Here is a 21,299-nt window from a genome sequence, read left to right on the forward strand (position 1 = left end):
ATCCAGATGCGGTCCGCCGAGCGGCATCTCGTTGGAGGATACCGCCCGGCGGTGGCTGGAAACCGTTTGAGGGGTGCGGCTTCCAGTGTTCGGTCGAGCCTCGCCGTCACGCCCGTCTGAACAGTCCGGCGACCAGCGAGATGATCAGGAACGCGAGGAAGATGAAGAATAGTATCTGCGCGATGCCGGCGGAGGTGCCGGCGATGCCGCCGAAACCAAGCGCACCGGCGATGATCGCCACGACGAGAAAAACGAGCGCCCAGTAAAGCATGATCCGTCTCCTTCCTATGCTGCGGTAAAAACGTGGGTGGTTGGCGTTTGTTCCACCCTTTGCCGAAAAAGACGATCCCTGGAAGGGGGGTGAGACGCGAATTCCCAAGCCTCTCGGCGACGCCCGTCGCAGACGCGCCGAAAGCTTCATTCTCAAGTGGAATGGCGGATGGCCCAGGCGCGCGCGGCGCTCCTGGATTACGCCGCGGCCTTGGCCTGCCGATCGAAGAACAGCGCCTGGCTGATCAGCGCCTTGACCATGTCCGGGTTGAACGGTTTGGTGACCAGGAAGGCCGGTTCCGGCCGCTCGCCGGTCAGCAGACGCTCCGGAAAAGCGGTGATGAAGATCACCGGCACCGGCGTCGAGGATAGGATCTCGTTCACGGCCTCGATGCCTGAGCTGCCGTCGGCGAGCTGGATGTCGGCCAGCACCATCTTCGGCCTGGTCTTGCCGAAAATCGTCACCGCCTCGGCATGGGTGCGCGCGGTGCCGACGACGCGATGGCCGAGGCTCTCGACCATCTGCTCGATGTCCATGGCGATGAGCGGCTCGTCCTCGATGATCAGGACGTCGGTCGCCACCTGGCGGGAAATCTCGTTGCTCGCCTGGGCGAGCAGGTCGGAGAATTCCTGTTCGTCGGCATCCAGGACCTCGGCCGCCTCGTCTTCGCTGAAGCCTTCGACCGCAACCAGCAGGAAGGCCTGGCGGGGGCGAGGGGCGATCGCGTTCAGATTGGCGGCCGCGCGCTGCTCCCATGCCGATTGCGCATGTTCCTGCGGAACGCGAATGGCAATCGAGGTGAAGAGCCGCGCGAAAACCTTGTACAGCGCGATGCGGTCGTTCGATGCCTGGGGGAAGATATCGACATCGGCGATGATGGCTTCGAGCATCGCGGCGACCAGCGCATCGCCGCTCTCCTGCGATCCGGAAACCGCGCGCGAGAAGCGGCGCAGGAACGGAAGGTGCGGCGTGATGGTGGCGGACAGGCTCATGTTGGACGTCTCCCTCAGATGACGCAATTGCATCAGGTGGCTATTGCATAGGTGGCTGGCCAAGCTGATTGCAAGCCCCGAGGAGCCAAACGCCGGCTTGCCGAAAAAGTTCCGGTTGCGATGGAACTAATATAAGGGGACGACGTTTGAGATCGGGATGGGCAACCAGATGAGGGGGCCGCTTTGCGTTGTATGTTAGGGGCGGCCAGGGTGCTGGAAATAAAGGGCGAAATGAAGGACATGACGAAAGACACTTCGGCCGGCGCCGCGGGACGGCGTCGGGTTGTTTCCGGCGACCCCTTGGGGCCAAACTCGGAAATCGGCCGCAAACTCAAGCAATATTACGATGAATTGGTCTCCGACCACGTGCCGGACCGCTTCGCCCAACTGCTCAGCGAGCTTGAGCAGGCCGAGCCCGCGCGGAAAAAGGACTGAGGCATGGCGGCCGTCTCGCAGAGCTTCAAGACCGACCTGCTCGGCTCGATCCCGAGTCTGCGCGCCTTTGCCGTGTCGCTGACGCAGAACGCCGACAAGGCCGACGACCTGGTGCAGGAAACGCTGGTCAAGGCCTGGGACAAGCATGAGAGCTTCCAGCCGGGCACCAATCTCAAGGCCTGGCTGTTCACCATCCTGCGCAACGAGTTCTACTCGCAGATGCGCAAGCGCGGCCGCGAGGTGCAGGACAGCGACGGCATCATGACGGCGAGGCTCGCCGTCCATCCGGCCCAGCACGGCCAACTCGACCTCAAGGACTTTCGCGGCGCACTCGAACAGTTGCCGGAGGATCAGCGCGAAGCCATCATCCTGATCGGTGCGTCGGGCTTTTCCTACGAGGAGGCGGCCGAAATCTGCGGCTGTGCCGTGGGCACGATCAAGAGCCGAGTCAGCCGCGCCCGCGCCAGGCTGCAGGAGATCCTGAAAATCTCGGGCGAAGACGAGTACGGCCCGGACGCGATCTCGGCGCAAGTGACGGGGTCGAACGCCGCCTGACTGTCCGGCCGCCTACCGCTCTATCCCTGTTTGACGAATTCCGGACTTAAAAACCGTGGCGTTGCTCGCTCAGGCGAGCGGTCCGCGGCCGCAGGCCGCCGCCACCGCTTCGACGAGGTCCTCGCCGGAGAAGGGTTTGCTGACCAGCCGGATCTCCGGAAAGGCCGTCTTCAATTCGTCCACCTCGGAGTGGCCGGAGGCGAAGATGAAGGGCAGGCCCGATTCGCGCAGCCGCGAGGCGAAGCCGAGGGTAGAGGTGCCGCTCAGCATCAGGTCGACGATGGCGGCATCGAATTGCGCGGCCACGTGCTCCGGCTCGATCTCCGCAAGGTCGCCGGCAACAACCACCTCGCCGGCGCCATAGTCGCGGCACAGCTGTTCGACGTCGGCGGCGATCAGGAATTCGTCCTCGAGGACGAGAATCCGCAATCCGTCAAGCAATGGCACCTAGCGAAGTCTCCTTGCGATAATGTCTTCCTGAAGAGGCAGTCATGGGCGCTATCGGGCGAGCTGTCATTTAAAAAGTTGTGTCGGAGCGCCGATGAAGTTTTGATGAGACAGGAAGGCGCGGTTCGGATAGGGCGCCGCGGCGCCGGAGCGCTTCGCCAAGTCCACTTTTTTGGCGAGGAACCTTGCCGTATGTTGGACGTTGAAAGCAAGCAAACGCAAGGAGTTAAGCTATGGCGACCGCCGCAGGAAAAAACGCGACAGACGGCCGGACGAGTCCGGACCTCGAAGCCGACATCAGGCAACTGAAGGCCGACATCGAAAAACTGACCAAGCAGTTGGCCAAGACCGGCGAGCACGGCTACGGAACGGCGCGGCGGGCGGCCACCGAGGGCGTCGAACAACTGCGCGCTCAGGGCGAGGCCGCCTTCGAAGGGTTGCGCGGGAATGCCAAGGATATCGAGGCGCAGATCGTTGCCAATGTGCGCGAAAAGCCGGTGACCTCGCTGGCGATCGCGGCGGGCGTCGGCTTCCTGTTCGCGCTTCTGGCGCGGCGCTAGTCCCACCCAATGGCAATGCTTGCATCGCTGATTTCGGCTCTCGCCTCCGGCGAGGCCTTGGCGGCCCTCGGCCGCGCGCGGACCGCGGCGGTCGTCTACATCATCGTCACGCTCGCAGCGATGTGCGGCGTCGGCTTTCTCATCGGCGCGGCCTACATCTGGATCGCCGGGCTTTATGGCCCGATGGCGGCCTCGCTGGGTTTCGGCGTCGGCTTCCTGGTGATCGCCGGATCGGTCCTCATCGTTTACCGGCTGTCGGCGGGCCTGCGCGCGCGGCGCCGGGCGCGACAGCGCAGTGCCGACATGAAGGCGCTCGGCATCACCGCCGCGCTCGCTGCCCTGCCCGTCCTGCTCAAGGGAAAGGGCGGGCTCGGCGCCGTTCTCGCCCCGGCGATCGCGCTCGCCGCCTACGCCATCTACCGCGAGAATGCCGGACCGGATCGTGACGCCGACGATGCGGACTAGAACGGAGCGCGAGCGTGAATCCGCTCCGACGCACCGTGCCCTGGGCTATTTCGGCAGGTCCTCGAGCGGTATCGATATTTCGGCAAAGACGCCTTCCGGGCGGAACTCGTGCTTCACCGCGCTGGAAATGATTTTGGCCAGGCTGCGGCGGATCAGGATCGAGCCGAAGCCGTGACGGTCCGGCGGCTCCACCTGCGGGCCGCCGGTTTCACGCCAGGTCAGCACCAGATGATGGGCACCCTTCCTGCCTTGCGTCTTCCAGCCGAGCTCGACCCTGCCGGTGGCGACCGACAGCGAGCCGTATTGCAGGGCATTGCTCGCCAGCTCATGCAGGATCAGGCCAAGTCCCACTGCCTGGTCGGGGGTCAGCAGCAGGTCTTCTCCGGTGATCGTCATGCGCGGCTGCGCGGCGCTGTCGAACGGCTTGGCTTCGATCTGCACCAGTTCGTGGATGCCGATGCCGCGCCATTCCCGGTCGGACAGGAGATTGTGGGCGGCGCCCAGCGCCTGCAGCCTGGCGCCGAAGGCTTCCAGGAATTCGCTCGGCTGGCGGGCGTGGCGAACGGTCTGCGTGGCCAGCGCCTGCACCGTGGCCAGGGTGTTCTTGACGCGGTGGTTGAGCTCGCGCAGCAACAGGCGCTGGCGCTCGTCGCCGAGCTTGCGCTCGGTAATGTCGTAGTTGACGCCGAAGATCAGCGTCGGCTTGCCGTCACTGTCACGTTCGATGACGCGGCCGCGGGTGGCGATCCAGCGCGGCGGGTAGATGCCCTTCACCCGGTATTCGCCGAAATAGTCGTCGCTGCCGGTCAGCGCGTCGCGAAAGCGCGTCTCGGTCTGATAGACGTCGCGCGGATCGATGGCCGCCAGTATGTCGCGCGCCTTCAGCCGGTTCGAGCGCGGCAGGTCGAAAAGTTCGGACAGCAGGACGTCGCATTCGATGATGTCGGTGCGGATGTCCCATGCCCAGCTGGCGAGCGAGGCGGCGTCGAGGGCGATGGCGCGACGCTTTTCCTCCTGTGCCAGGGCCTCCTTTGCGATAGCGCCGCTGCGGGTGGCGTCCTTCAGCGTGAACAGGCTGGCGGCGAGTTCGGCCAGTGCCTTCAACTGGCCGAGCTGGTCTGCGGACGGAAAGGCGTGCGGCTTGCGGTCCAGCACGCAGAGCGTGCCGATACGGGCGCCCGCCACGACCATCGGCACGCCGGCATAGAACTGGATCCGATGCTTGCCGCTGACTGCGGGACTGGCGGCGAAGCGCGGGTCCAGGGTCGCGTCGGTCACCACCATCGGCTCGTCGCCGGCGGCGATGGCATGTGCGCTGAAGGGCATTCCCGCGGTGGTTTCGGTTTCGTCGAGGCCAAGGCTCGACTTGAACCACTGGCGCTCGGCGTCGACCAGGGTGATCAGCGCGATCGGCGCCTGGAGCACAGTGGCGGCAAGAGCTGTGATGCGGTCGAAATCAGGATCGGGCGCCGTATCAAGCAGACCGTGAAGCACGGCAAGTCGATCCTGCGCCTTCACGGCGCCAAGGACGTCGGCCGGCAGTCCCGGCGTTTTGCGAACCCTGCTATCCACCAAGCCCCCAAATGCAGCGTCCCGCAGCCAGCGGCCGCCGCGCCGACAAATGCCTACGCCCCAGGCTCCGGAACCTTCGCGGCGAGGAACCGTTACCCGACCATATTCTGCCAGACGCGCCGGCCGGTGCCAAACGATACGGAGGCCGACCATGACCAAGATCATCCCCGAGGAGAAAGCCCGTCAGGGACGCTGGGGCGTCAACGTGCTCAAGATCCTCGTCGCAGGCCTGCTTCTGGCATTCGTCGCTTGGGGGGTCGCGGAGATTTACGGCGAAGTGATCAAGGCTCCGACCACCGAACAGGGGCCGAAGGGCTAGCGGTCGCGCCGATGTCGTTTCGCTATGCATCACGCCGCCTCCGCCCGTGCGATGCGAGACGGGACCAGCACCTTTAGCGCTCCGGGGTGAATTGCGATCTCGGTCTCGCGTTCGAGCTTGACCAGCTCACCATCCATGACGGCGCGGTATTTGCTGCTCGCGGCATGGATTTTCAGTCTCGCACTCTCCGCCTGATGGATTTCGACATGGGCGCTGTCGCGCCATTTGCCGCGCGCCATGTCGAAGAAGACCCTGACCAGTTCGCCGCGCCTGCGCGCCACCGAGATGTAGATGCCGAGCACGCCGCCGGCGGGATTGTCGGCATAGGGCAGGTGACCTTCGCCGAACAGGTTGTTGGTGACGCCGATGCCGGTGGCTCGGGTCACGATTTCCGCCTCGCCGATGGTAAGCGTCGCCTTCAAGGCCGGCGGGTTTTTGATCGTCGCCCAGGCGGCACGCGCCGAGGCCCGCATCTTGCCGAGGCGTGAGCCAAATTCCATGCCCTCGCGAAGTTGCACCATCTTGGCGTGCAGGCCGATGGAGAATTGGTGCACGAAAGGCCGGCCATTGGCGCTCGCCATATCGACTTCTATCACCTCGCCATCGGCAAAGGATTTCAGCGCCGCATCCAAGGTCTGCGGAACGCCGAGCCCGCGGGCGAAGAGATTCATCGTGCCCGCCGGCAGGATGGCCAGTGCCGTCTTGCGGTTCATCAGCAGGCCGGCCGCGGTCGAAATGGTGCCGTCGCCGCCGCCGGCCAGTACGACGTCGATGCCGCGCCGCTGGACCGCCTTCTGCAAGGCCGCCGCAATGTCCTTGCCGGCAACGACATCGACGTCGATGGAATGGCCGGCCGCCTCCAGCGTCTGGCGCAGCCGGTCACAGAAGCCGGAAAGATCGGTGGTCCGCAACGTGCCGCCGTCCCGGTTCAGCACCGCCGCAAATCGCATGCCCCACTCCATTTCGCTCACCGAGCCGCAGGGCTCAGCCGCAGGCTGAAACGGAATGCCCGGAGAAAGGTTCCAGGGTCCGCCGAAACACGACAGCCAGGCCAGCAATTTCATGGGCTTGTCCGGAGCGGGAAGCGCCTTTTTCGGAACAACGATCTGGTCACGACGTTGTGAATCTGTAGAAGCGCCGCGGCCGCTCTTCCAGCGACCCTGCGGTGTGCCCGAAAATCATGCACGAGGAGGAAGCATTATGATCCGCACCCTTTTTGCGACCACCGCGCTCGCCACGCTGATAGCAACCGGCGTCCAGGCGCAAACCGCAACGACGCCCGCGCCGGCCACGCAGAACGAAGCGCCGGCCGTTCCCGTGATGCGCGCCGAAGGCAGCCTCGCCACCAACATCATTGGCGAATCCGTCTATAACGGCACCGCCGACGATGCCCAGGATATCGGCAAGGTCAGCGATGTCGTCTTTGACGAGACCGGCAAGGCAAAATCCGCCATCATCGGCGTGGGCGGTTTCCTTGGCATAGGAGCAAAGGACGTCGCCTTCGACTATGACAAGCTGCAATGGGTCGAGAAGAACGGAGACCGCTGGCTTGTCGCGGAGACCACCAAGGAAGCCCTGACGGCGCTGCCGGACTTCGACAGGAAGCCCTATGATCCGGCACCGGCCGCCCAGACCGACACGACAGCGCAGGCGCCGGCGACCACGACGGAAGGCACCGGTGCGCAGAAGCCTGTCGACATGAATGCCGCTTCGGCTGAGCCGGTGAAGAAGGCAGATGGCAACCTCGCCACCAACATCATCGGCGAGTCCGTCTACAACGGCACCGCCGACGACGCGCAGAACATCGGCGACGTCAACGACATCGTGCTCACCAAGGACGGCAAGGCCGAGGCGCTCGTCATCGGTGTTGGCGGCTTCCTCGGCATAGGCGAGAAGAACGTCGCCTTCGACTTCGCCAAGGCCAAGTGGGCCGAAAAGAACGGTGATCGCTGGCTGGTCGCCGAGACCACGAAGGAAGAGCTGCAGGCGCAGCCGGACTTCAACCGCAAGGCCTATGATCCGGCGCCGGCAACCACCGCGTCGGCCGAGGTGCCAAAGGCCGCCGCTCCAACCGCAACCGCTCCGGCGCCGGCCGAAAAGACGGCCGAGGCCCCGGCAGCGCCGGCAACCCCTGAAGCCAAGACCACCGACCCGACGCAGACCGCGGCGATCGACAAGTCGACGCTGACGGAGATGCCGGTCGGCGAGATCCGGGGTGACGACCTGAAAGGGACGACCGTCTACGGCGCCAACGATGTCCAGGTCGGCGAGATCGGTGACGTCGTGCTGACGCCCGAGAACAAGCCGGACGCGGTGATCGTCGATGTCGGCGGCTTCCTCGGCATCGGCGAAAAGGAAGTCGCTGTCGGCATGGACAACCTCAAATTCATGACCGACAAGGACGGCAAGAAATATCTCTACACCACCTTCACCAAGGAACAGCTTGAAGCGCAGGCGGCCTACGACAAGGGCAGCTACGCCGAGAAGCGTGACCAGCAGAGGATGAAGGTGCAGTAGGCAATAGGAGTTGGGTGGCAGTAGGCAGTAGGCAGTAGGCAGTAGGGAAATGAGCTTTCTACTGCCTACTGCCTACTCACATATCCAGCCACGCCATTCTCCGTCAGCTCCGCCAGCGCCAGCGACTGGTCGAGATGCTCCGCCCGCCAGGCCAGCAGCCTTTCGGCAAACTGCAGCCGCACCGCGAGATAGGCGGGATCGTTGGCGACGTTGGTCAGCTCCCCGGGATCCTTCTTCAGATCAAACAGCAGGGGCGACAGGCCGCCGCCGAAATGCACATATTTGAAGTCTTGCGAACGGATGACGGCGAGGTTGCACTGGCGCGAGCCGATGCCGAAGTGGCGCTCGGCCTCGCCATCGGCCACCGAGCGGAAATCGAATTCCCAATGCGCTGCGTCGCGCCAATCGCGCGGCGCAGCGCCTTCCAGGAACGGTTTCAGTGAGCGGCCGTCGAGATGCGGTGGCGGATCCTCGCCGAGGAGATCGAGCAGGGTCGGCAGGATATCGACGGCCTCGCTGAAGCAATCGACGCTGCCGCCGGCCGCATGGCCCAGGCGCGGGTCGCGGATGATCAGCGGGATGTGGTAACTGCCGTCGAAGAAGCCGCCCTTGCCGAGCATGAAATGGTCGCCCATCATCTCGGCGTGGTCGGAGGTCAGCACGATCACGGTCTCGTCCCAGGCTCCCGCCGCCTTGAGCGCCTGCCAAAGGCGTCCGAGTTGCGCGTCGACCTCGGAGATCATGCCGTAATAAATGGCGCGGATGGCGCGGATATTGTCCTCACCCCAGTCGCGCACCTTGCCTTCGGCGCCGGGGCGGAAGTTCTGCCTCATCCGGCGGTCGAGATCGTAAGCGAGGTACGGGTGGCTTTCCGCCTCGGCCTGCCAGTACCCGGCGCGACTGAAAGCGGGGCCGTCGGCCGGATCATACATGGCGTTGTAGGGCTCAGGCACGATGAAGGGCGGGTGCGGGCTGATGAAGGAGAGATGCGCGAACCAGGGCGCGCCACGCTCCTGCTCGCCCAGCCAGCGGATGAACTCGCCGGCCAGGAAAGCCGTCGGCGTCTGGTCCTGCGAGTAAATTGGTGGCGCATTGGTCACGGGGTCGCTCGGTTCGCCAACCGGGCGGTGGACGTCAGGATGGCCGGCACTGGAGTCGATGCCCTGGGCGCTCAGCCAGGACAGCCAAGGCTTCTGATGCTCGGGCAGGAATTGGCGCACGGTGAAGCCGGGCAGGACCCCCTCATAGGTTCTCAGCCTGGGGTCGCCGGGCGCAAGCAGGCGCGGGTCGAGCGAGACATCAGTATAGCCGAAGAGCGTCGGGTCGTAGCCGAGGGCCCGGGCCGAAAGCGCGATGTTGCCGTGGCGGGCATCGAGCGGCGTGCCGTTGCGGCAGACGCGGTTGTTCATCTGGTAGAGCCCGGTGTAGAGGCAGGCGCGCGCCGGCGAACAAGGGGCTGCCCCGCCAAAGTGGCGCCGAAACAGCACGCCTTCGGCGGCAAGTGCATCGGCATTCGGTGTTTTCAGCACCGGATGGCCGGCCGCCGACAGGCAATCGCCGCGCCACTGGTCGCATGTGATCAGGAGAATGTTGGGGCGTTCGCTCATGCTGGCCAAGCGTTTGTCTCCTCATCCGGCATGCCGCTTATGGAGCCGAATTCAGGCCGTCGCGCAAGGCCGCGCATCTCTGTTGATTGGTGAACAAATGATGCGATATCGTTCACTTTTACAGCACAGTCCATTCTGTGTTTGCCTCCTTTGCCGCGGCCGTGCCTATCCTCATATTGGCGTGGACAGCGGCGAGGGCCGCACCAGCAAAAGGGAAGGAGCAGAAAAATGCTCGACCAGATCAAGGGCCTGCATCACGTCACCTCGATGGCCAGCGATGCGCGCCGGAACAATGAATTCTTCACCAAAAAGCTCGGCCTGCGCCGGGTCAAGAAGACCGTCAATTTCGACGCGCCCGACGTCTATCATCTCTACTATGCGGACGAGGTCGGCACGCCGGGTTCGGTGATGACCTATTTCCCGTTCCCCAATATCGGCAAGGGCCGGCATGGGGTGGGCGAGGTCGGCACGACGGTCTATTCGGTGCCGGAAGGCACGCTCGGCTATTGGGAGAAGCGCCTTGCCGATGAAGGCGTCGCGGGCCTGTCGCGCGAAGAGACGTTCGGCGAGAAGCGGCTCGCCTTCGCCGGCCCCGACGGCGACGGCTTCGCGCTCGTCGAAGACAAGGCCGACGGCCGCGCACCCTGGGCGAAGGGCGGCGTTCCCGCCGACGAGGCGATCCGCGGCTTCCACTCGGTGCAGCTTCGCCTGAGGGATGGCGGCGCCACCGAGGAGCTGTTGAAGTTCATGGGCTATCAGGAGGTCGACAAGTCCGGCAACGTCCGCCGGCTTGCGGTCAAGAACGGCAATGGCGCCGACATAGTCGACATCGAATCGCTGCCGGGCGCGGCGTTTGCCAATCTCGGCGCCGGCTCGGTCCACCATGTCGCCTTCGCGGTCGAGAACCGCGCCAGGCAACTGGAAGTGCGCAAGGCGCTGATGGACACCGGCTACCAGGTGACGCCGGTGATCGACCGCGACTATTTCTGGGCGATCTATTTCCGCACGCCGGGCGGGGTACTGTTCGAGGTGGCCACCAACGAGCCAGGCTTCGACCGCGACGAGGACACCGCGCATCTCGGCGAGGCCCTGAAGCTGCCGACGCAGCACCAGCATTTGCGGCCCTATCTCGAACAGCACCTGCAGAAACTGGAAGACTGAGCCATGAGCAAGGATACCTACACTCACAAGCTGCTGCCCGGTTCGCCGGGCAGTCCGCTGCTTTTCGTCTTTCATGGAACCGGGGGCGACGAGAACCAGCTGGTATCGCTGGGACGCGAGCTGGTGCCTTCGGCAAGCATCGTGTCGCCGCGCGGCGATGTGTCGGAGCAGGGTGCCGCCCGCTTCTTCCGCCGCACCGGCGAGGGGGTCTACGACATGGAAGACCTGGCGCGGGCGACCGGCAAGATGGCTGCCTTCATCAAGGCGCATGTCGAGGCGGCAAAGCCCTCGACGGTGCTTGGGCTCGGCTATTCCAACGGCGCCAACATCCTGGCGTCGGTGGCATTCGCGGAACCCGGCCTGTTCGACGCGGCGGTGCTGATGCATCCGCTGATCCCGTTCGAGCCGCAGGTGAAAGGCAGCCTCGCCGGCCGTCATGTGCTGATTACGGCCGGCAGGCGCGATCCGATCTGCCCGCCCAATTTGACTTCGCGGCTGGAGGCCTATTTGCGCGCCGACGGCGCCGCTGTCACTGTGGAATGGCACGATGGCGGGCACGAAGTGCGGCCGAATGAAATCGAGGCGGCGCGGCAGCTCTTTGCCGGCCTGCCGGTTGAAGGAGCGTAGCAATGGCTGATCAATTGCCCGAGGTCGAACTGGAGGATCGCGGCTCCAAGGGCCGCTATGTCCTGCGTGGGCCCGGCGGCGCCGAGGCCGAGATGACCTTCACCAAAATCGGCGAGCATCAGCTGATCATCGATCACACCGAGGTGCCTGACGCGTTTCGCGGCCAGGGCGCGGGGCTTCGCCTCGTCACCCGCGCCGTCGAGGACGCGCGCGCGGCCGGCAAGACGATCATCCCGCTCTGCCCGTTCGCCAACGCCCAGTTCCGCCGCCATCCGGAATGGGCCGACGTGCTGAAGCGGTAGCAAGTTCCCCCTTCTCCCACAACGGGAGAAGGAGAACACGCCTCAGCCACAAATGCGAACACGCCACTGGCATTTGCGCGATTTAGCCATCTTGCCTAAGTAGAGGTATCGTCCGCGGACGCACTCGCCGTCCGCGGCCCGCCACCTCAAGCCAATGGCCTCCTGATGACCGCAACCGACCTCATCCCCGTCTTTGACGGCCACAACGACACGCTGCTCAGGCTCTACCAGTCGAAGGAAGCGGATGTCGAAAAGCTGTTCATCGACGGCACGCCGGGCGGCCATATCGATCTGCCACGGGCGAAGAAGGGCGGCTTTGCCGGTGGCATGTTCGCGATCTTCCCGCCGCCGATCGAGAAGACCAAGCGCAGCGCCGTGCCGCCGGCGCCGAGCGACAACGAGCCGCTGCCGCCGGAGCTGCCGCGCGCCGAGGCGATCACCTCGACCATCGGCATGGCCTCGATCCTGTTTAGGCTGGAACGCGCCGGCGCACTGACCGTCTGCCGCAGCGCCGGCGACGTGCGCGAGGCGATGGCGAAGGGCTCGATCGCGGCGGTGTTCCACATCGAAGGCGTCGAGGCGATAGACCCCGAGCTTGCCATGCTCGATGTGCTGCACGCCGCCGGCCTGCGCTCGCTGGGCATCGTCTGGAGCCGGCCGAATGCCTTCGGCAACGGCGTGCCGTTCCGCTTCCCGTCATCGCCCGACACCGGGCCCGGCCTCACCGATGCCGGCAAGGCTCTGGTCAAGGCCTGCAATCAGCTCAGGATCATGATCGACCTCTCGCATCTCAATGAGAAGGGCTTTCGCGATGTCGCGGGCTTGAGCGATGCGCCGCTGGTCGCGACCCACTCCAACGTGCACGCGATCTGCGGCCATTCGCGCAACCTGACCGACTGGCAGCTCGGCGCGATCCGCGAGACCGGCGGCATGGTCGGCCTGAACTTCGCCACCGGCTTTCTGCGCGAGGACGGCAAGATGAATGCCGACACCGGCCTCGACATCATGGTCCGCCACATCGATTCGCTGCTGCAGGCGCTCGGCGAGGATGGCGTCGGGCTCGGCTCCGATTTCGACGGCGCGATGATCCCGGCCGTCATCGGCGATGTCGCCGGCCTGCCCAAGCTTATCGACGCGCTGGCCGCGCGCGGTTTTGGGCGAGCGCTGATCGAGAAGATCGCCTATCGCAACTGGTTGAGGGTGCTGGAAAAGACGATAGGGTGATGCGGGCCGACTTCACTACTTTGTAAACGCCGATGGTGCGCCATGCTTACCTATGTCTACTTCGGCACCAACGACTTGAAACGCGCCACGACGTTCTATGACGCGGCTTTGGCGCCCCTCGGCATGCAACGTTGCATCACCGGCGATCCGGACTGGGATCGCGCGTCGGCGGGTTGGGGCACGTACGAGGAAGGCGGTTTGCGGGAGCTCGCGTTCTGGGTCGGAACGCCGTTCGACAAGCAGGCAGCGACAACAGGCAACGGCAGCATGGTCGCTTTCAGAGCGCGATCATGGAAGGAAGTGGATGATTTCCATGCTGCAGCCCTTGCCAATGGCGGGAGTTGCGAAGGTGCGCCCGGCCTGCGATTGCACTACAGCCGGGACTTCTACGCAGCTTACGTGCGCGATCCGGACGGCAACAAGCTCGCGGCTGTGAGCCGTGGCGTGCAAGCGTAGCGAAGCGCATAGCGCGCCCTCTTCGAAGCCGATGCGCTTCAGCCAGTCCTTGCCGACGCTGCGGTCGCGGATGATCGGCAGCGGATTTTCCGAATCGAGCCGGGCGCAGATGCGGTAGACTTCGAGCGTCTCGGCATTCATCTCGCCGCGCTTGAAGAAGAACATCGCCGCCGCATAGCGGGTGCGGCCGGACCACGGTTCGCCGAGCGGCGTGTTGACCAGCTGCCACTGATCGGCGGCTTCCGCCTCCGCATCCAGATTCTCCGCTTCGCTTGCCATGTCAGAAATCCGCGGGCGGGCTGGCGGTGCGGCGGTCGAGCTTGATGAAGGGCCTTTGCACCACCTTCGCCTTCTTCATCAGCTTCTGGTACTGCAGCTCGCGCATGGCGTAGATCTCGACCCAGAGGTCGTCCACGATCGTATCGCCATAGGGCCGTTGCAAAGACGCAATGGCGATGTTGCGCTTGGCCATCGGCGACCACATGGCGGCGCTGACCAGCCCGACCTCCTGGCTTTTGCGATAGTAGACGATGGCATGCTCGGCCGGGATGTTGCCCTCGATCTCAAGCCCGACCAGCACGTGGCGCAGCTTCTTCTTCGTCCGCGCTTCGAAAATGGCACGTCGGCCGTTGAAGTGCCCCTTCTCGGGATCGACCAGGAAGCCGAGGCCGATCTCGTCCGGCATGCGCAGGCGGTCGGCGCGGATGGCATGCTCGGAGGTGGTGAAGTCGGCATTGGCGACGATCAGGCCGGCTTCGAGACGAGCGCGATTCAGCGCCGTGTAGCCGATGGCGCGGATGCCCCGCAGCTCGCCTGCCATCATCAGCCGGTCCCAGAGGCTGAGCGCCTTGTCCGCCGGCACGAACAGCTCGTAGCCGAGATCGCCGGTGAAGCCGGTGCGCGAGATCGTCACGGTGGCGCCGTCATGCGCGAATTCGGCGAGGTCGAAAACCTTCAGCCTTTCGACGCCGGCGAAGCCGGCGTCGCGGAGGATGGCGAAGGAGGTCGGGCCTTGCAGCGCAAGCCCGGCGACCGCTTCGGTCTCTTCTTCGATGCTCACTTCATAGCCGATCGCGCTGTCCAGCAGCCAGGGCAGATGCCGCTCCTGCGAGCAGAGGCGGAAGCGCGTCGGCGACAGCCGGAACAGGGTGCCGTCGTCGAGCACGAAGCCGTCATCGTCGCACCAGGCGGTGTAGTGGACGCGGCCGGGCTGCAGCCTGGTCACGTCGCGCAGCGTGACGCGGTCGAGATAGGCTTCGGCGCCCGGCCCCTCGATGCGGTACTTCGTCATCGGCGAGATGTCGAAGAGGGCCGCCTGGCTGCGGATGGCGAAATATTCGAGTTCCTCGTCCCACAATGAGTGCGGGGCGCGATAGCCGGCCCAGCTGTACCAGTCCTGCTTCAAGCCCAGCGCGTCGATGCGCGGCTGGAAGGGTGTGCCGAGCCGCAGCGTGCGGAAATGCGGTTGCGCCGCGAGGCGGGCTTCGAGGGCGGTGTCCACCTCGCTTGCGATGGGCTTCTTCCTGGTTGCTTGCGCCATGCTCATGCCCTCATCGCGATGATGCGGCGCGCGGCGTTGAGGCCGGGCGCGCCGGAAATGCCGCCGCCCGGGTGCGAGCCGGCGCCGGCGAGGAACAGTCCTTCGAGCGGGGTGTCGTAGCCCGACCAGCCGGAGACCGGCCTCGACATCAGCATCTGGTCGGCCTGCAATTCGCCATGGTGCCAGTGGCCGCCGGGCATGCGGTAGCGCGCCTCGATGTCGGCGGGCGTCAGAAGCTCGGCATGGCGCACTGTCGCGCCGATGCCGGGCGCGTAGGTCTCGAGCTGGGCCATGATCGCCTTGAGGAATTGCGGCCTGCCGGCGGCCCAGCCCGCTCTCAGCGCATAGGGCGCATATTGCACCACTGCCGAGAGCACGCAGGCGCCGGAGGGTGCCAGCGAAACATCGGCCAGACTGGGCAGCGTGATCTCCATCACCGGCTCGGGCGAGAACTCGCCGTATTTCGACGGGTTGAAGGCGCGCTCGACATGGTCGGGCGAGGGCGCGATGACCAACCGGCCCTTGTGGCCGGCGGCGTCGACGCCGGAAAATTGCGGCGGTCGGTCGAGCGCCAGATGCAGCTTCGCCGCGTCGCCCTTCATGCGGATGTTCTTCACCTTGCGCACGAAGCCCGTGTCGACCTCGCGCGGGCCGACGAGATCGAGGATGGTCGTCGCCGGATTGGTGGCGGAAACGACAGTCTTTGCCCGCAGCGTCTCGCCGCCTTGCGTGACGACGCCGATGGCGCGGCCCTTCTCGACGACGACCTTGGCGACCGGCGATGCCGGGCGGATCGAGACGCCAGCCTGCTCGGCCGCCGCGCGGATGGCGGTGACGACGGCGCCCATGCCGCCTTTCGGCAGCATCTGCGCGCCGGCAAGGCCGCCGATCTCGCCGGCCAGCCGGTAATAGAGACCGAGCAGCGAGGTCGGCGAGCGCGGCCCGAGATGGGAGCCGAGCGTCGCGTCGAAAGCGAGCAGGCCCTTCAGCCTGTCGTCCGAAAGCTGCTCGTCGAGCAGGTCGTAAACATTCATCAAAAGCACGCGCAGGAAGTCGCGCATGTCCTCCTTGCCGAGCCGCTTCAGCGCCAGCGCGGTCTGGCCGAGGCCGGTCATCTCGGCGATCGACATGCCGGCAAGATCCGGCGGCCGGCGCGATAGGAAGGGCTTCAGCACGCCGGCATATCGCAGCAGCTGCGCGCGCAGTTCCTTCCAGGCGGATTGCTCGGTGGGGCTGGCGCCCGTCAGCACCTCGCCATAGGCGCCGTGCAGCACCAGCGAGCCGTCCTTCGACAGCGCCACCGAAGGCATGAAATCGGCGCGCTCGACCTTGAGGCCGTGCCGCTCCAGCTCCAGCGTCTTCACCACATCGGGATGCAGGCGGTTGAGCAGGTGGGCGACCGCGGAGACACGGAAGCCGGGCGCAAATTCCTCGGTGCGGGCGGCGCCGCCGAGATCACTGCCGGCTTCGAGCAGCAGCACCTTGCGGCCCGATTTCGCCAGCGTGGCGGCGGCGACGAGGCCGTTGTGGCCGCCGCCGATGACGATGGCATCCCAATTCACTTCAGATGACGTCATGGGCCGGGCTCATATGTGAGGTTGGCTTGGCAAGATCGCGCAGGATCTCGGCGGCGGCGTTGCGTCCGGGCGCGCCCATGACGCCGCCGCCCGGATGGGTGGAGGAGCCGCACATGTAGAGCCCGCCCACAGGCGAGCGGTATTGCGCGTAGCCAGGCACCGGGCGGTTGAACAGCAATTGGTCGAAGGTCAGTTCGCCCTGGAAGATGTTGCCTTCGGTGAGGCCGACCTCGGCTTCGATCTCGCGCGGCGTGCGCACTTCCATATGAACGATGCGGTCGCGGAAGCCGGGCGAGTATGCGGCGATCTGCGCAATCACGCTTTCGGCGAAGCCGTCGCGGTCGGCATCGGTCCAGTCGCGGCCGTCAATCTTCGGCGGCGCGTATTGCACGAAGCAGCTCATGAAATGTTTTCCCGGCGGCGCCATGGTCGGGTCGAGCGTGGTCGGGATCATCATGTCGAGGAAGGGGTCGGCCGACCAGCGACCGGCCTTCCAGTCGTCATAGGCGCGCTCCATGCGCTCGATGGAATCGGTGAAGTGCATGTCGGCGCGATAGACCGGCGAATCCTTGGGCAGGGCCGGGAATTCAGGCAGCGAATCCAGCGCGATGTTGACCTTGCCGGAGGAGCCGCGGATCTTGAAGTTCCTGACCCGGCGCAGAAAGATGTCGGGCAGTTCCCTTTCCTCGACCAGCTTCAGGAAGGTGCGCTTGACGTCGGCGTTGGAGATGACGAGCTTGCCGTAGATTTCCTCGCCGCCGGCGAGCACGACGCCCTTGGCCCTGCCGTTCCTGACCAGCACATGATCGACCTCGGCGCCGGTGCGGATGGTGCCGCCGGAGGCCCTGAAGGACGCGGCCAGCGCCTTGGTGACGGCGCCCATGCCGCCGCGCGCATAGCCCCAGGCGCCGACCGAGCCGTCGACCTCGCCCATATAGTGGTGCAGCAGCACGTAGGCCGTGCCCGGCGACATCGGCCCGAGCGCGGTGCCGATGATGCCGGATAGCGCGAAGTTAGCCTTGATGACGTCGGTCTCGAAATACTCGTCGAGGAAGTCCGAGATCGACATCGTCCAGAAGCGCAAGGTCAGCGCCATCTCCTCGGCCGTTAGGCCAGCGAACTTCTTCCCCAGAAAGAGCAATTCGCCGAGGTCGCGCGGCTTGAAACTGGTCGGGTCGGGCGCGGTGCGCATCAAGAGCGGCTGGATGAAGCGGCATTGCCGCGTCACGTCGCGCGAATAGCGGTCATAGGCCTCGGCGTCGCGCCTGGAGAAGCGGGCGAACTCGCGGCGATGGGCATCGTGGTCGCGGTAGTTGGCGAGATAGTCGCCGTCGCGTGTGAACACCGCGCCGCCGTCATAGGAGATCACCTGCAGGCCGAAGCGCGGCAGCTCCAGGTCGCGCATGATCTCGGGCCGAAACAGCGAACAGACGTAGGAACAGTTCGAATAGAGGAAGCCCGGCGTCAGCTCGCGGCTGGTGGCCGCGCCCCCGACCCAGTCGTTCTTCTCGACGACCAGCACGTCGAGTCCGGCGCGCTGCAGGTAACAGGCATTGACCAGGCCGTTGTGGCCGCCGCCGATGACGATCGCATCCCACGCCTTCATGTGCGCTCAACCTCCATCCGGCTGCCCTTCTTTTTGTGTGGTCTGTTCCCCGATGCGTCGAATTTGGCACGGATCACGGATTTCTGTCCAGCTATTTTGAATGAATGTTCAACAAATGGTGTTGCGTTTTCCTGTTTATGCGCTAGGCTTTGCGGGCAATTGGAACTGGCCACTTTCGAAATCTTGGGTTGAGATCCGATGATCGAAACGGCGGACGCCGAGCCGGAGTACGACGACACCGCCATTCGCTTCCTGGAGGCGCTCTGGGGCGAGGGCTATCTGTCGCCGGGCGGACCCGAAGAGGTCGACCGGGTGGTCGAAGGCCTGTCGCTGGAGGGCAAGACGGTCCTCGACATCGGCTGCGGCGCCGGCGGGATCACGCTGCATCTGGTCAAGCGTCACGGCGCGGCACATGCGACCGGCTTCGATGTCGAAGGGCCCGTCATCGAGGCCGCGAGGCAACGGGCGGCCGCGAGAGCTGTCGGCGAGCGCGTCAGCTTCGTCCAGGCGCCGCCCGGTCCGCTTCCCTTCGCTGACGCATCCTTCGATGTCGTCTTCTCCAAGGATGCGCTGCTGCACGTGCCCGACAAGGACGCGCTGTTCGCCGAGATCTTTCGCGTGCTGAAGCCGGGTGGCGTCTTCGCCGCGTCGAACTGGATGATTGCGCACGACGGCGAGCCGTCGCCGGACATGAAGGCCTATGTCGCGGCCGAAGGCCTGTCCTTCACCATGGCCTCGCCGGCGCGCTATGCGCAGGCGATGCGCCGGGCGGGCTTTGCCGACGTCGCCGTGCGCGACCGCAATCCCTGGTATCGCGACGTGGCGCGCGAAGAGCTGGCGCGGCTCAAGGGGCCGCTATATTGGCCTGTCGCCGCCGTGGTGGGTGCCGCCTATGTCGACAAGAACATCCATACCTGGGAGGCGATGCAGAAGGTGCTTGACAGTGGTGAGCACCGTCCCACTCATCTGCGCGGTTGGAAGCCGGTTGGATAGCCGGCGATGCTGGAGGCCGTGACGCTCATGAAGACTGCAGAGGCCAGCGATGTTGTCCCCGAACCGTCACCAAAGGGCGACGCCGAAAAGCGCGGCCGCAAGGCCTCGAAGGAGGTCAGGCAGCTGCAACTGATCGAGGCGACGATCGATTCGCTCGCCAAGCGCGGCTACGCGGAGACGACGATGGCCGATGTCGCCGACGGCGCCGGCCTGTCGCGCGGCATCGTCAACTTCCATTTCGAGAGCAAGGAAAAGCTGCTGATCGCCACGCTGCAGCACATGTATGACGAGTATTCGGCGCATTGGCGCGCGGCCCTGCAGAAGGCTGGCGATGATCCTGCAAGGCAGCTGCAACTGCTGGTGTGGGCCGACTTCGACCGCTCGATCTGCAACAAGCGAAAGCTCGCGGCATGGCTGGCCTTCTGGGGCGAGGCCAAGTCGCGGCCGACCTACCAGGCGCTCAGCAGTTCGCGCGACAATTACTACCAGCAGGTCTTCATCGATCTCTGTGCGACGCTCAAGGAGAGCGGTGGCTACACTTATGATCCCCCGGTCATAGCGCTGGCGCTCAGCGCCATGCTCGAGGGACTGTGGCTGCGGCTGATGATGGGGACAGAGGACACCACCCGCGAGACCGCGCTGCAGGCGGCGAATGCGTTCCTGGCGGCGGCCTTTCCCAGACACTACCAGTGAGAAAAAAGCCGGCCGACCGAGCCGGCGGAAACGACAAGGAGGATGGAACAGCAATGAGAACCCTGAGCCGACGCCTGACGCTGACCCTGGCACTGACCGGTGTGCTCGCCGCTTCCGCGGCGGCGCTGGCGGTTGCCGCCGACAAGGACCTGATCGTCTTCGACTGGTCGGGTTACGAGGACCCGACCTTCCATTCGAAATATGTCGAGAAGAACGGCGATTCGCCGACCTTCGCCTTCTTCGGCGACGAGGACGAGGCCTTCGAAAAGGTGCGCTCCGGCTTCAAGTCCGATCTTGGCCACCCCTGTTCGCAAAGCGTGGTGAAGTGGCGCGAGGCCGGCCTGCTGCAGCCGCTCGATACGTCGAAGATCACGGGCTGGAAGGACCTCAATCCCGGCATCATGGCGATGAAGGATCTCGCCACCACCGCCGACGGCAAGGCCTGGTTCATGCCGTGGGACTGGGGCAACACCCAGCTCACCTACAATTCCGACAAGGTCGACGAGAAGGACGTGCAGTCGCTGAAGGCCTTCGCCGATCCGAAGTTCAAGGGCAAGGTCTCGATCGGCGACAATGTCGACGACGCCTATGCGCTGGCGAGCCTTGCCATCGGGCTCAAGGACTGGACCATGATGACGGACGACCAGTTCAAGCAGGCGTCCGACTTCCTGCGCCAGGTGCACAAGAATATCCGCTCCTACTGGACCGACACCACCGACATCGTGCAGCTCCTGAGCGGCGGCGAGGTCGATCTCGCCTGGGCATGGAACGATGCGACGGTGCAGTCGGTCGCGGCCGGCGCGCCGATCAAATCCAAGAAGGATACCGCCGAAGGCATCTCGACCTGGGTGTGCGGCTATGTCCTGTTCAAGGATGCGCCGGACAATGTCGACAAAGCCTATGACTATCTCAATGCGATCAACGATCCGGACGTCGCCAAAGTGCTGGTCAAGGACTGGGGCTACGGTCAGGCCAATGCCAAGGGCATGGCCGGCGTCGACCAGGCCGTCCTGAAGGAAAAGGGCTACGACGACGTGCAGAAATTCGTCGACAAGACGCTGTTCCAGTCGCCGGTGCCTTCCGCGCTCAAGCTCAAGATGATCGCCGAGTTCGAGAAGATCAAAGCCGGTTATTGAGCATTGTCTTGGCGTCTCGCTGTTTCGTTGGAAACGGAAACAGGGCCTTAGGCTTCCGAGCTCGTCCGATCGCGCTCCCGAGCGCTGGCGCCGCCCCTCACCTGCCTGCCGGCATCCTTGTAACTTGTCCCTTGCCGACTCTGCTATTGCAGCAGGTGCGGTGGCGGACGAGAGACCGGAGCATCTTTGGGCCTTGAAGCCCGTGGGAGAGCGAGGGTCATCGTCCGCCGTTCCATCGACCCCG

At 65.0% G+C, this 21,299-nt stretch carries 23 protein-coding genes and 1 pseudogene; 14 read left to right on the forward strand and 10 right to left on the reverse strand.

The features are described 5' to 3' along the window. Positions 1-106: 106 nt before the first annotated feature. Together EN857_RS29110 and EN857_RS29115 are read right to left on the reverse strand one after the other, a co-directional pair. Positions 107-271, reverse strand: coding sequence for a DUF1328 domain-containing protein (locus EN857_RS29110; protein WP_127287283.1), 165 nt, complete (start codon positions 269-271; stop codon positions 107-109). Positions 272-468: 197 nt separating this feature from the next. Beyond that, positions 469-1,263: a response regulator gene (locus tag EN857_RS29115; protein WP_135859442.1), complete on the reverse strand. Its 795-nt coding sequence runs from the start codon at positions 1,261-1,263 to the stop codon at positions 469-471. Positions 1,264-1,494: 231 nt separating this feature from the next. Between EN857_RS29115 and EN857_RS29120 the strand changes: the two genes are divergently transcribed. Together EN857_RS29120 and EN857_RS29125 are read left to right on the forward strand one after the other, a co-directional pair. Next, positions 1,495-1,698, forward strand: coding sequence for a NepR family anti-sigma factor (locus EN857_RS29120; RefSeq protein WP_187331438.1), 204 nt, complete (start codon positions 1,495-1,497; stop codon positions 1,696-1,698). Between the two features lie 3 nt (positions 1,699-1,701). Then, on the forward strand, positions 1,702-2,253 hold the full coding sequence (locus EN857_RS29125; RefSeq protein ID WP_126057999.1) for an RNA polymerase sigma factor: 552 nt from the start codon (positions 1,702-1,704) through the stop codon (positions 2,251-2,253). Positions 2,254-2,322: 69 nt separating this feature from the next. Here the strand turns inward: EN857_RS29125 and EN857_RS29130 are convergent, their stop codons facing one another. Beyond that, a complete protein-coding gene (locus EN857_RS29130; RefSeq protein ID WP_127286212.1) occupies positions 2,323-2,694 on the reverse strand; it encodes a response regulator in 372 nt (123 codons plus the stop codon). A gap of 239 nt (positions 2,695-2,933) precedes the next feature. On the opposite strand from EN857_RS29130, the gene EN857_RS29135 reads away from it, so the two are divergent. Together EN857_RS29135 and EN857_RS29140 are read left to right on the forward strand one after the other, a co-directional pair. Continuing rightward, positions 2,934-3,260, forward strand: coding sequence for a DUF883 family protein (locus EN857_RS29135; RefSeq protein ID WP_127392025.1), 327 nt, complete (start codon positions 2,934-2,936; stop codon positions 3,258-3,260). 9 nt (positions 3,261-3,269) lie between these two features. Then, a complete protein-coding gene (locus EN857_RS29140; protein ID WP_127392024.1) occupies positions 3,270-3,725 on the forward strand; it encodes a hypothetical protein in 456 nt (151 codons plus the stop codon). A gap of 45 nt (positions 3,726-3,770) precedes the next feature. Here the strand turns inward: EN857_RS29140 and EN857_RS29145 are convergent, their stop codons facing one another. Beyond that, positions 3,771-5,297 carry an HWE histidine kinase domain-containing protein gene (locus tag EN857_RS29145; protein WP_187331437.1) on the reverse strand — a complete coding sequence of 509 codons (1,527 nt, stop codon included), beginning with the start codon at positions 5,295-5,297 and terminating at the stop codon, positions 3,771-3,773. Positions 5,298-5,448: 151 nt separating this feature from the next. Between EN857_RS29145 and EN857_RS34945 the strand changes: the two genes are divergently transcribed. Then, a complete protein-coding gene (locus tag EN857_RS34945) occupies positions 5,449-5,616 on the forward strand; it encodes a hypothetical protein (RefSeq protein ID WP_187331436.1) in 168 nt (55 codons plus the stop codon). A gap of 29 nt (positions 5,617-5,645) precedes the next feature. Here EN857_RS34945 and EN857_RS29150 read toward each other — a convergent pair whose 3' ends face one another. Beyond that, positions 5,646-6,566: a diacylglycerol kinase family protein gene (locus EN857_RS29150; RefSeq protein WP_127392031.1), complete on the reverse strand. Its 921-nt coding sequence runs from the start codon at positions 6,564-6,566 to the stop codon at positions 5,646-5,648. Positions 6,567-6,816: 250 nt separating this feature from the next. On the opposite strand from EN857_RS29150, the gene EN857_RS29155 reads away from it, so the two are divergent. Further along, on the forward strand, positions 6,817-8,133 hold the full coding sequence (locus tag EN857_RS29155) for a PRC-barrel domain-containing protein (protein ID WP_127392022.1): 1,317 nt from the start codon (positions 6,817-6,819) through the stop codon (positions 8,131-8,133). Positions 8,134-8,198: 65 nt separating this feature from the next. On the opposite strand, the gene EN857_RS29160 is transcribed toward EN857_RS29155, so the two are convergent. Then, on the reverse strand, positions 8,199-9,740 hold the full coding sequence (locus EN857_RS29160) for an alkaline phosphatase family protein (protein WP_127392030.1): 1,542 nt from the start codon (positions 9,738-9,740) through the stop codon (positions 8,199-8,201). 228 nt (positions 9,741-9,968) lie between these two features. On the opposite strand from EN857_RS29160, the gene EN857_RS29165 reads away from it, so the two are divergent. From EN857_RS29165 to EN857_RS29185, 5 genes are all read left to right on the forward strand, one after another. Then, positions 9,969-10,901: a VOC family protein gene (locus EN857_RS29165; RefSeq protein ID WP_127392021.1), complete on the forward strand. Its 933-nt coding sequence runs from the start codon at positions 9,969-9,971 to the stop codon at positions 10,899-10,901. A 3-nt stretch (positions 10,902-10,904) separates the two neighbouring features. Then, positions 10,905-11,528, forward strand: a complete 624-nt coding sequence (locus EN857_RS29170; RefSeq protein ID WP_135859443.1) for an alpha/beta hydrolase — start codon at positions 10,905-10,907, stop codon at positions 11,526-11,528. 2 nt (positions 11,529-11,530) lie between these two features. After that, positions 11,531-11,830 (forward strand): GNAT family N-acetyltransferase, encoded by a 300-nt coding sequence (locus EN857_RS29175; protein ID WP_127309889.1) that lies wholly within the window; start codon positions 11,531-11,533, stop codon positions 11,828-11,830. 165 nt (positions 11,831-11,995) lie between these two features. Beyond that, entirely contained in the window at positions 11,996-13,054 is a 1,059-nt protein-coding gene (locus EN857_RS29180) for a dipeptidase (protein WP_127285285.1), read from the forward strand. 42 nt (positions 13,055-13,096) lie between these two features. Next, positions 13,097-13,510, forward strand: a complete 414-nt coding sequence (locus tag EN857_RS29185) for a VOC family protein (protein WP_127285284.1) — start codon at positions 13,097-13,099, stop codon at positions 13,508-13,510. 21 nt (positions 13,511-13,531) lie between these two features. Here the strand turns inward: EN857_RS29185 and EN857_RS29190 are convergent. The 4 genes and pseudogenes from EN857_RS29190 to EN857_RS29205 all read right to left on the reverse strand — a co-directional run. Further along, positions 13,532-13,789: pseudogene (locus EN857_RS29190) on the reverse strand (hypothetical protein); the annotation flags it as partial. A gap of 1 nt (position 13,790) precedes the next feature. Next, positions 13,791-15,050, reverse strand: coding sequence for an aminomethyltransferase family protein (locus EN857_RS29195; RefSeq protein WP_127394135.1), 1,260 nt, complete (start codon positions 15,048-15,050; stop codon positions 13,791-13,793). A gap of 2 nt (positions 15,051-15,052) precedes the next feature. Beyond that, a complete protein-coding gene (locus tag EN857_RS29200; protein WP_127285282.1) occupies positions 15,053-16,627 on the reverse strand; it encodes an NAD(P)/FAD-dependent oxidoreductase in 1,575 nt (524 codons plus the stop codon). Further along, complete coding sequence (locus tag EN857_RS29205; RefSeq protein WP_127393302.1) at positions 16,614-18,233, reverse strand: NAD(P)/FAD-dependent oxidoreductase; 1,620 nt, start codon at positions 18,231-18,233, stop codon at positions 16,614-16,616. Before EN857_RS29205 ends, EN857_RS29200 begins: the two co-directional genes overlap by 14 nt. A 198-nt stretch (positions 18,234-18,431) precedes the next feature. On the opposite strand from EN857_RS29205, the gene EN857_RS29210 reads away from it, so the two are divergent. The 3 genes from EN857_RS29210 to EN857_RS29220 are packed head-to-tail and all read left to right on the forward strand — an operon-like array spanning position 18,432 to position 21,055. After that, on the forward strand, positions 18,432-19,226 hold the full coding sequence (locus tag EN857_RS29210; RefSeq protein WP_127393301.1) for a methyltransferase domain-containing protein: 795 nt from the start codon (positions 18,432-18,434) through the stop codon (positions 19,224-19,226). Positions 19,227-19,253: 27 nt separating this feature from the next. Further along, a complete protein-coding gene (betI, locus tag EN857_RS29215; RefSeq protein ID WP_245493295.1) occupies positions 19,254-19,919 on the forward strand; it encodes a transcriptional regulator BetI in 666 nt (221 codons plus the stop codon). A gap of 53 nt (positions 19,920-19,972) precedes the next feature. After that, positions 19,973-21,055 carry an ABC transporter substrate-binding protein gene (locus EN857_RS29220; RefSeq protein WP_127393300.1) on the forward strand — a complete coding sequence of 361 codons (1,083 nt, stop codon included), beginning with the start codon at positions 19,973-19,975 and terminating at the stop codon, positions 21,053-21,055. The last annotated feature ends 244 nt before the right edge of the window (positions 21,056-21,299 follow it).

Origin of the sequence: Mesorhizobium sp. M4B.F.Ca.ET.214.01.1.1, from assembly GCF_004791545.1 — a bacterium.
Lineage (GTDB): Bacteria > Pseudomonadota > Alphaproteobacteria > Rhizobiales > Rhizobiaceae > Mesorhizobium > Mesorhizobium abyssinicae.

Bases quoted from the DNA above. Each gene is read 5' to 3' on its own strand.
- EN857_RS29140 (WP_127392024.1), top strand. From the start codon at position 3,270: ATGGCAATGCTTGCATCGCTGATTTCGGCTCTCGCCTCCGGCGAGGCC.
- EN857_RS29195 (WP_127394135.1), bottom strand. From the start codon at position 15,050: ATGGCGCAAGCAACCAGGAAGAAGCCCATCGCAAGCGAGGTGGACACC.
- EN857_RS29210 (WP_127393301.1), top strand. From the start codon at position 18,432: ATGATCGAAACGGCGGACGCCGAGCCGGAGTACGACGACACCGCCATT.
- EN857_RS29120 (WP_187331438.1), top strand. From the start codon at position 1,495: ATGAAGGACATGACGAAAGACACTTCGGCCGGCGCCGCGGGACGGCGT.
- EN857_RS29220 (WP_127393300.1), top strand. From the start codon at position 19,973: ATGAGAACCCTGAGCCGACGCCTGACGCTGACCCTGGCACTGACCGGT.
- EN857_RS29115 (WP_135859442.1), bottom strand. From the start codon at position 1,263: ATGAGCCTGTCCGCCACCATCACGCCGCACCTTCCGTTCCTGCGCCGC.
- EN857_RS29180 (WP_127285285.1), top strand. From the start codon at position 11,996: ATGACCGCAACCGACCTCATCCCCGTCTTTGACGGCCACAACGACACG.
- EN857_RS29165 (WP_127392021.1), top strand. From the start codon at position 9,969: ATGCTCGACCAGATCAAGGGCCTGCATCACGTCACCTCGATGGCCAGC.
- betI (WP_245493295.1), top strand. From the start codon at position 19,254: ATGAAGACTGCAGAGGCCAGCGATGTTGTCCCCGAACCGTCACCAAAG.
- EN857_RS29200 (WP_127285282.1), bottom strand. From the start codon at position 16,627: ATGACGTCATCTGAAGTGAATTGGGATGCCATCGTCATCGGCGGCGGC.
- EN857_RS29175 (WP_127309889.1), top strand. From the start codon at position 11,531: ATGGCTGATCAATTGCCCGAGGTCGAACTGGAGGATCGCGGCTCCAAG.
- EN857_RS29170 (WP_135859443.1), top strand. From the start codon at position 10,905: ATGAGCAAGGATACCTACACTCACAAGCTGCTGCCCGGTTCGCCGGGC.
- EN857_RS29160 (WP_127392030.1), bottom strand. From the start codon at position 9,740: ATGAGCGAACGCCCCAACATTCTCCTGATCACATGCGACCAGTGGCGC.
- EN857_RS29205 (WP_127393302.1), bottom strand. From the start codon at position 18,233: ATGAAGGCGTGGGATGCGATCGTCATCGGCGGCGGCCACAACGGCCTG.
- EN857_RS29185 (WP_127285284.1), top strand. From the start codon at position 13,097: ATGCTTACCTATGTCTACTTCGGCACCAACGACTTGAAACGCGCCACG.
- EN857_RS29155 (WP_127392022.1), top strand. From the start codon at position 6,817: ATGATCCGCACCCTTTTTGCGACCACCGCGCTCGCCACGCTGATAGCA.
- EN857_RS29125 (WP_126057999.1), top strand. From the start codon at position 1,702: ATGGCGGCCGTCTCGCAGAGCTTCAAGACCGACCTGCTCGGCTCGATC.
- EN857_RS29135 (WP_127392025.1), top strand. From the start codon at position 2,934: ATGGCGACCGCCGCAGGAAAAAACGCGACAGACGGCCGGACGAGTCCG.
- EN857_RS34945 (WP_187331436.1), top strand. From the start codon at position 5,449: ATGACCAAGATCATCCCCGAGGAGAAAGCCCGTCAGGGACGCTGGGGC.
- EN857_RS29150 (WP_127392031.1), bottom strand. From the start codon at position 6,566: ATGCGATTTGCGGCGGTGCTGAACCGGGACGGCGGCACGTTGCGGACC.
- EN857_RS29110 (WP_127287283.1), bottom strand. From the start codon at position 271: ATGCTTTACTGGGCGCTCGTTTTTCTCGTCGTGGCGATCATCGCCGGT.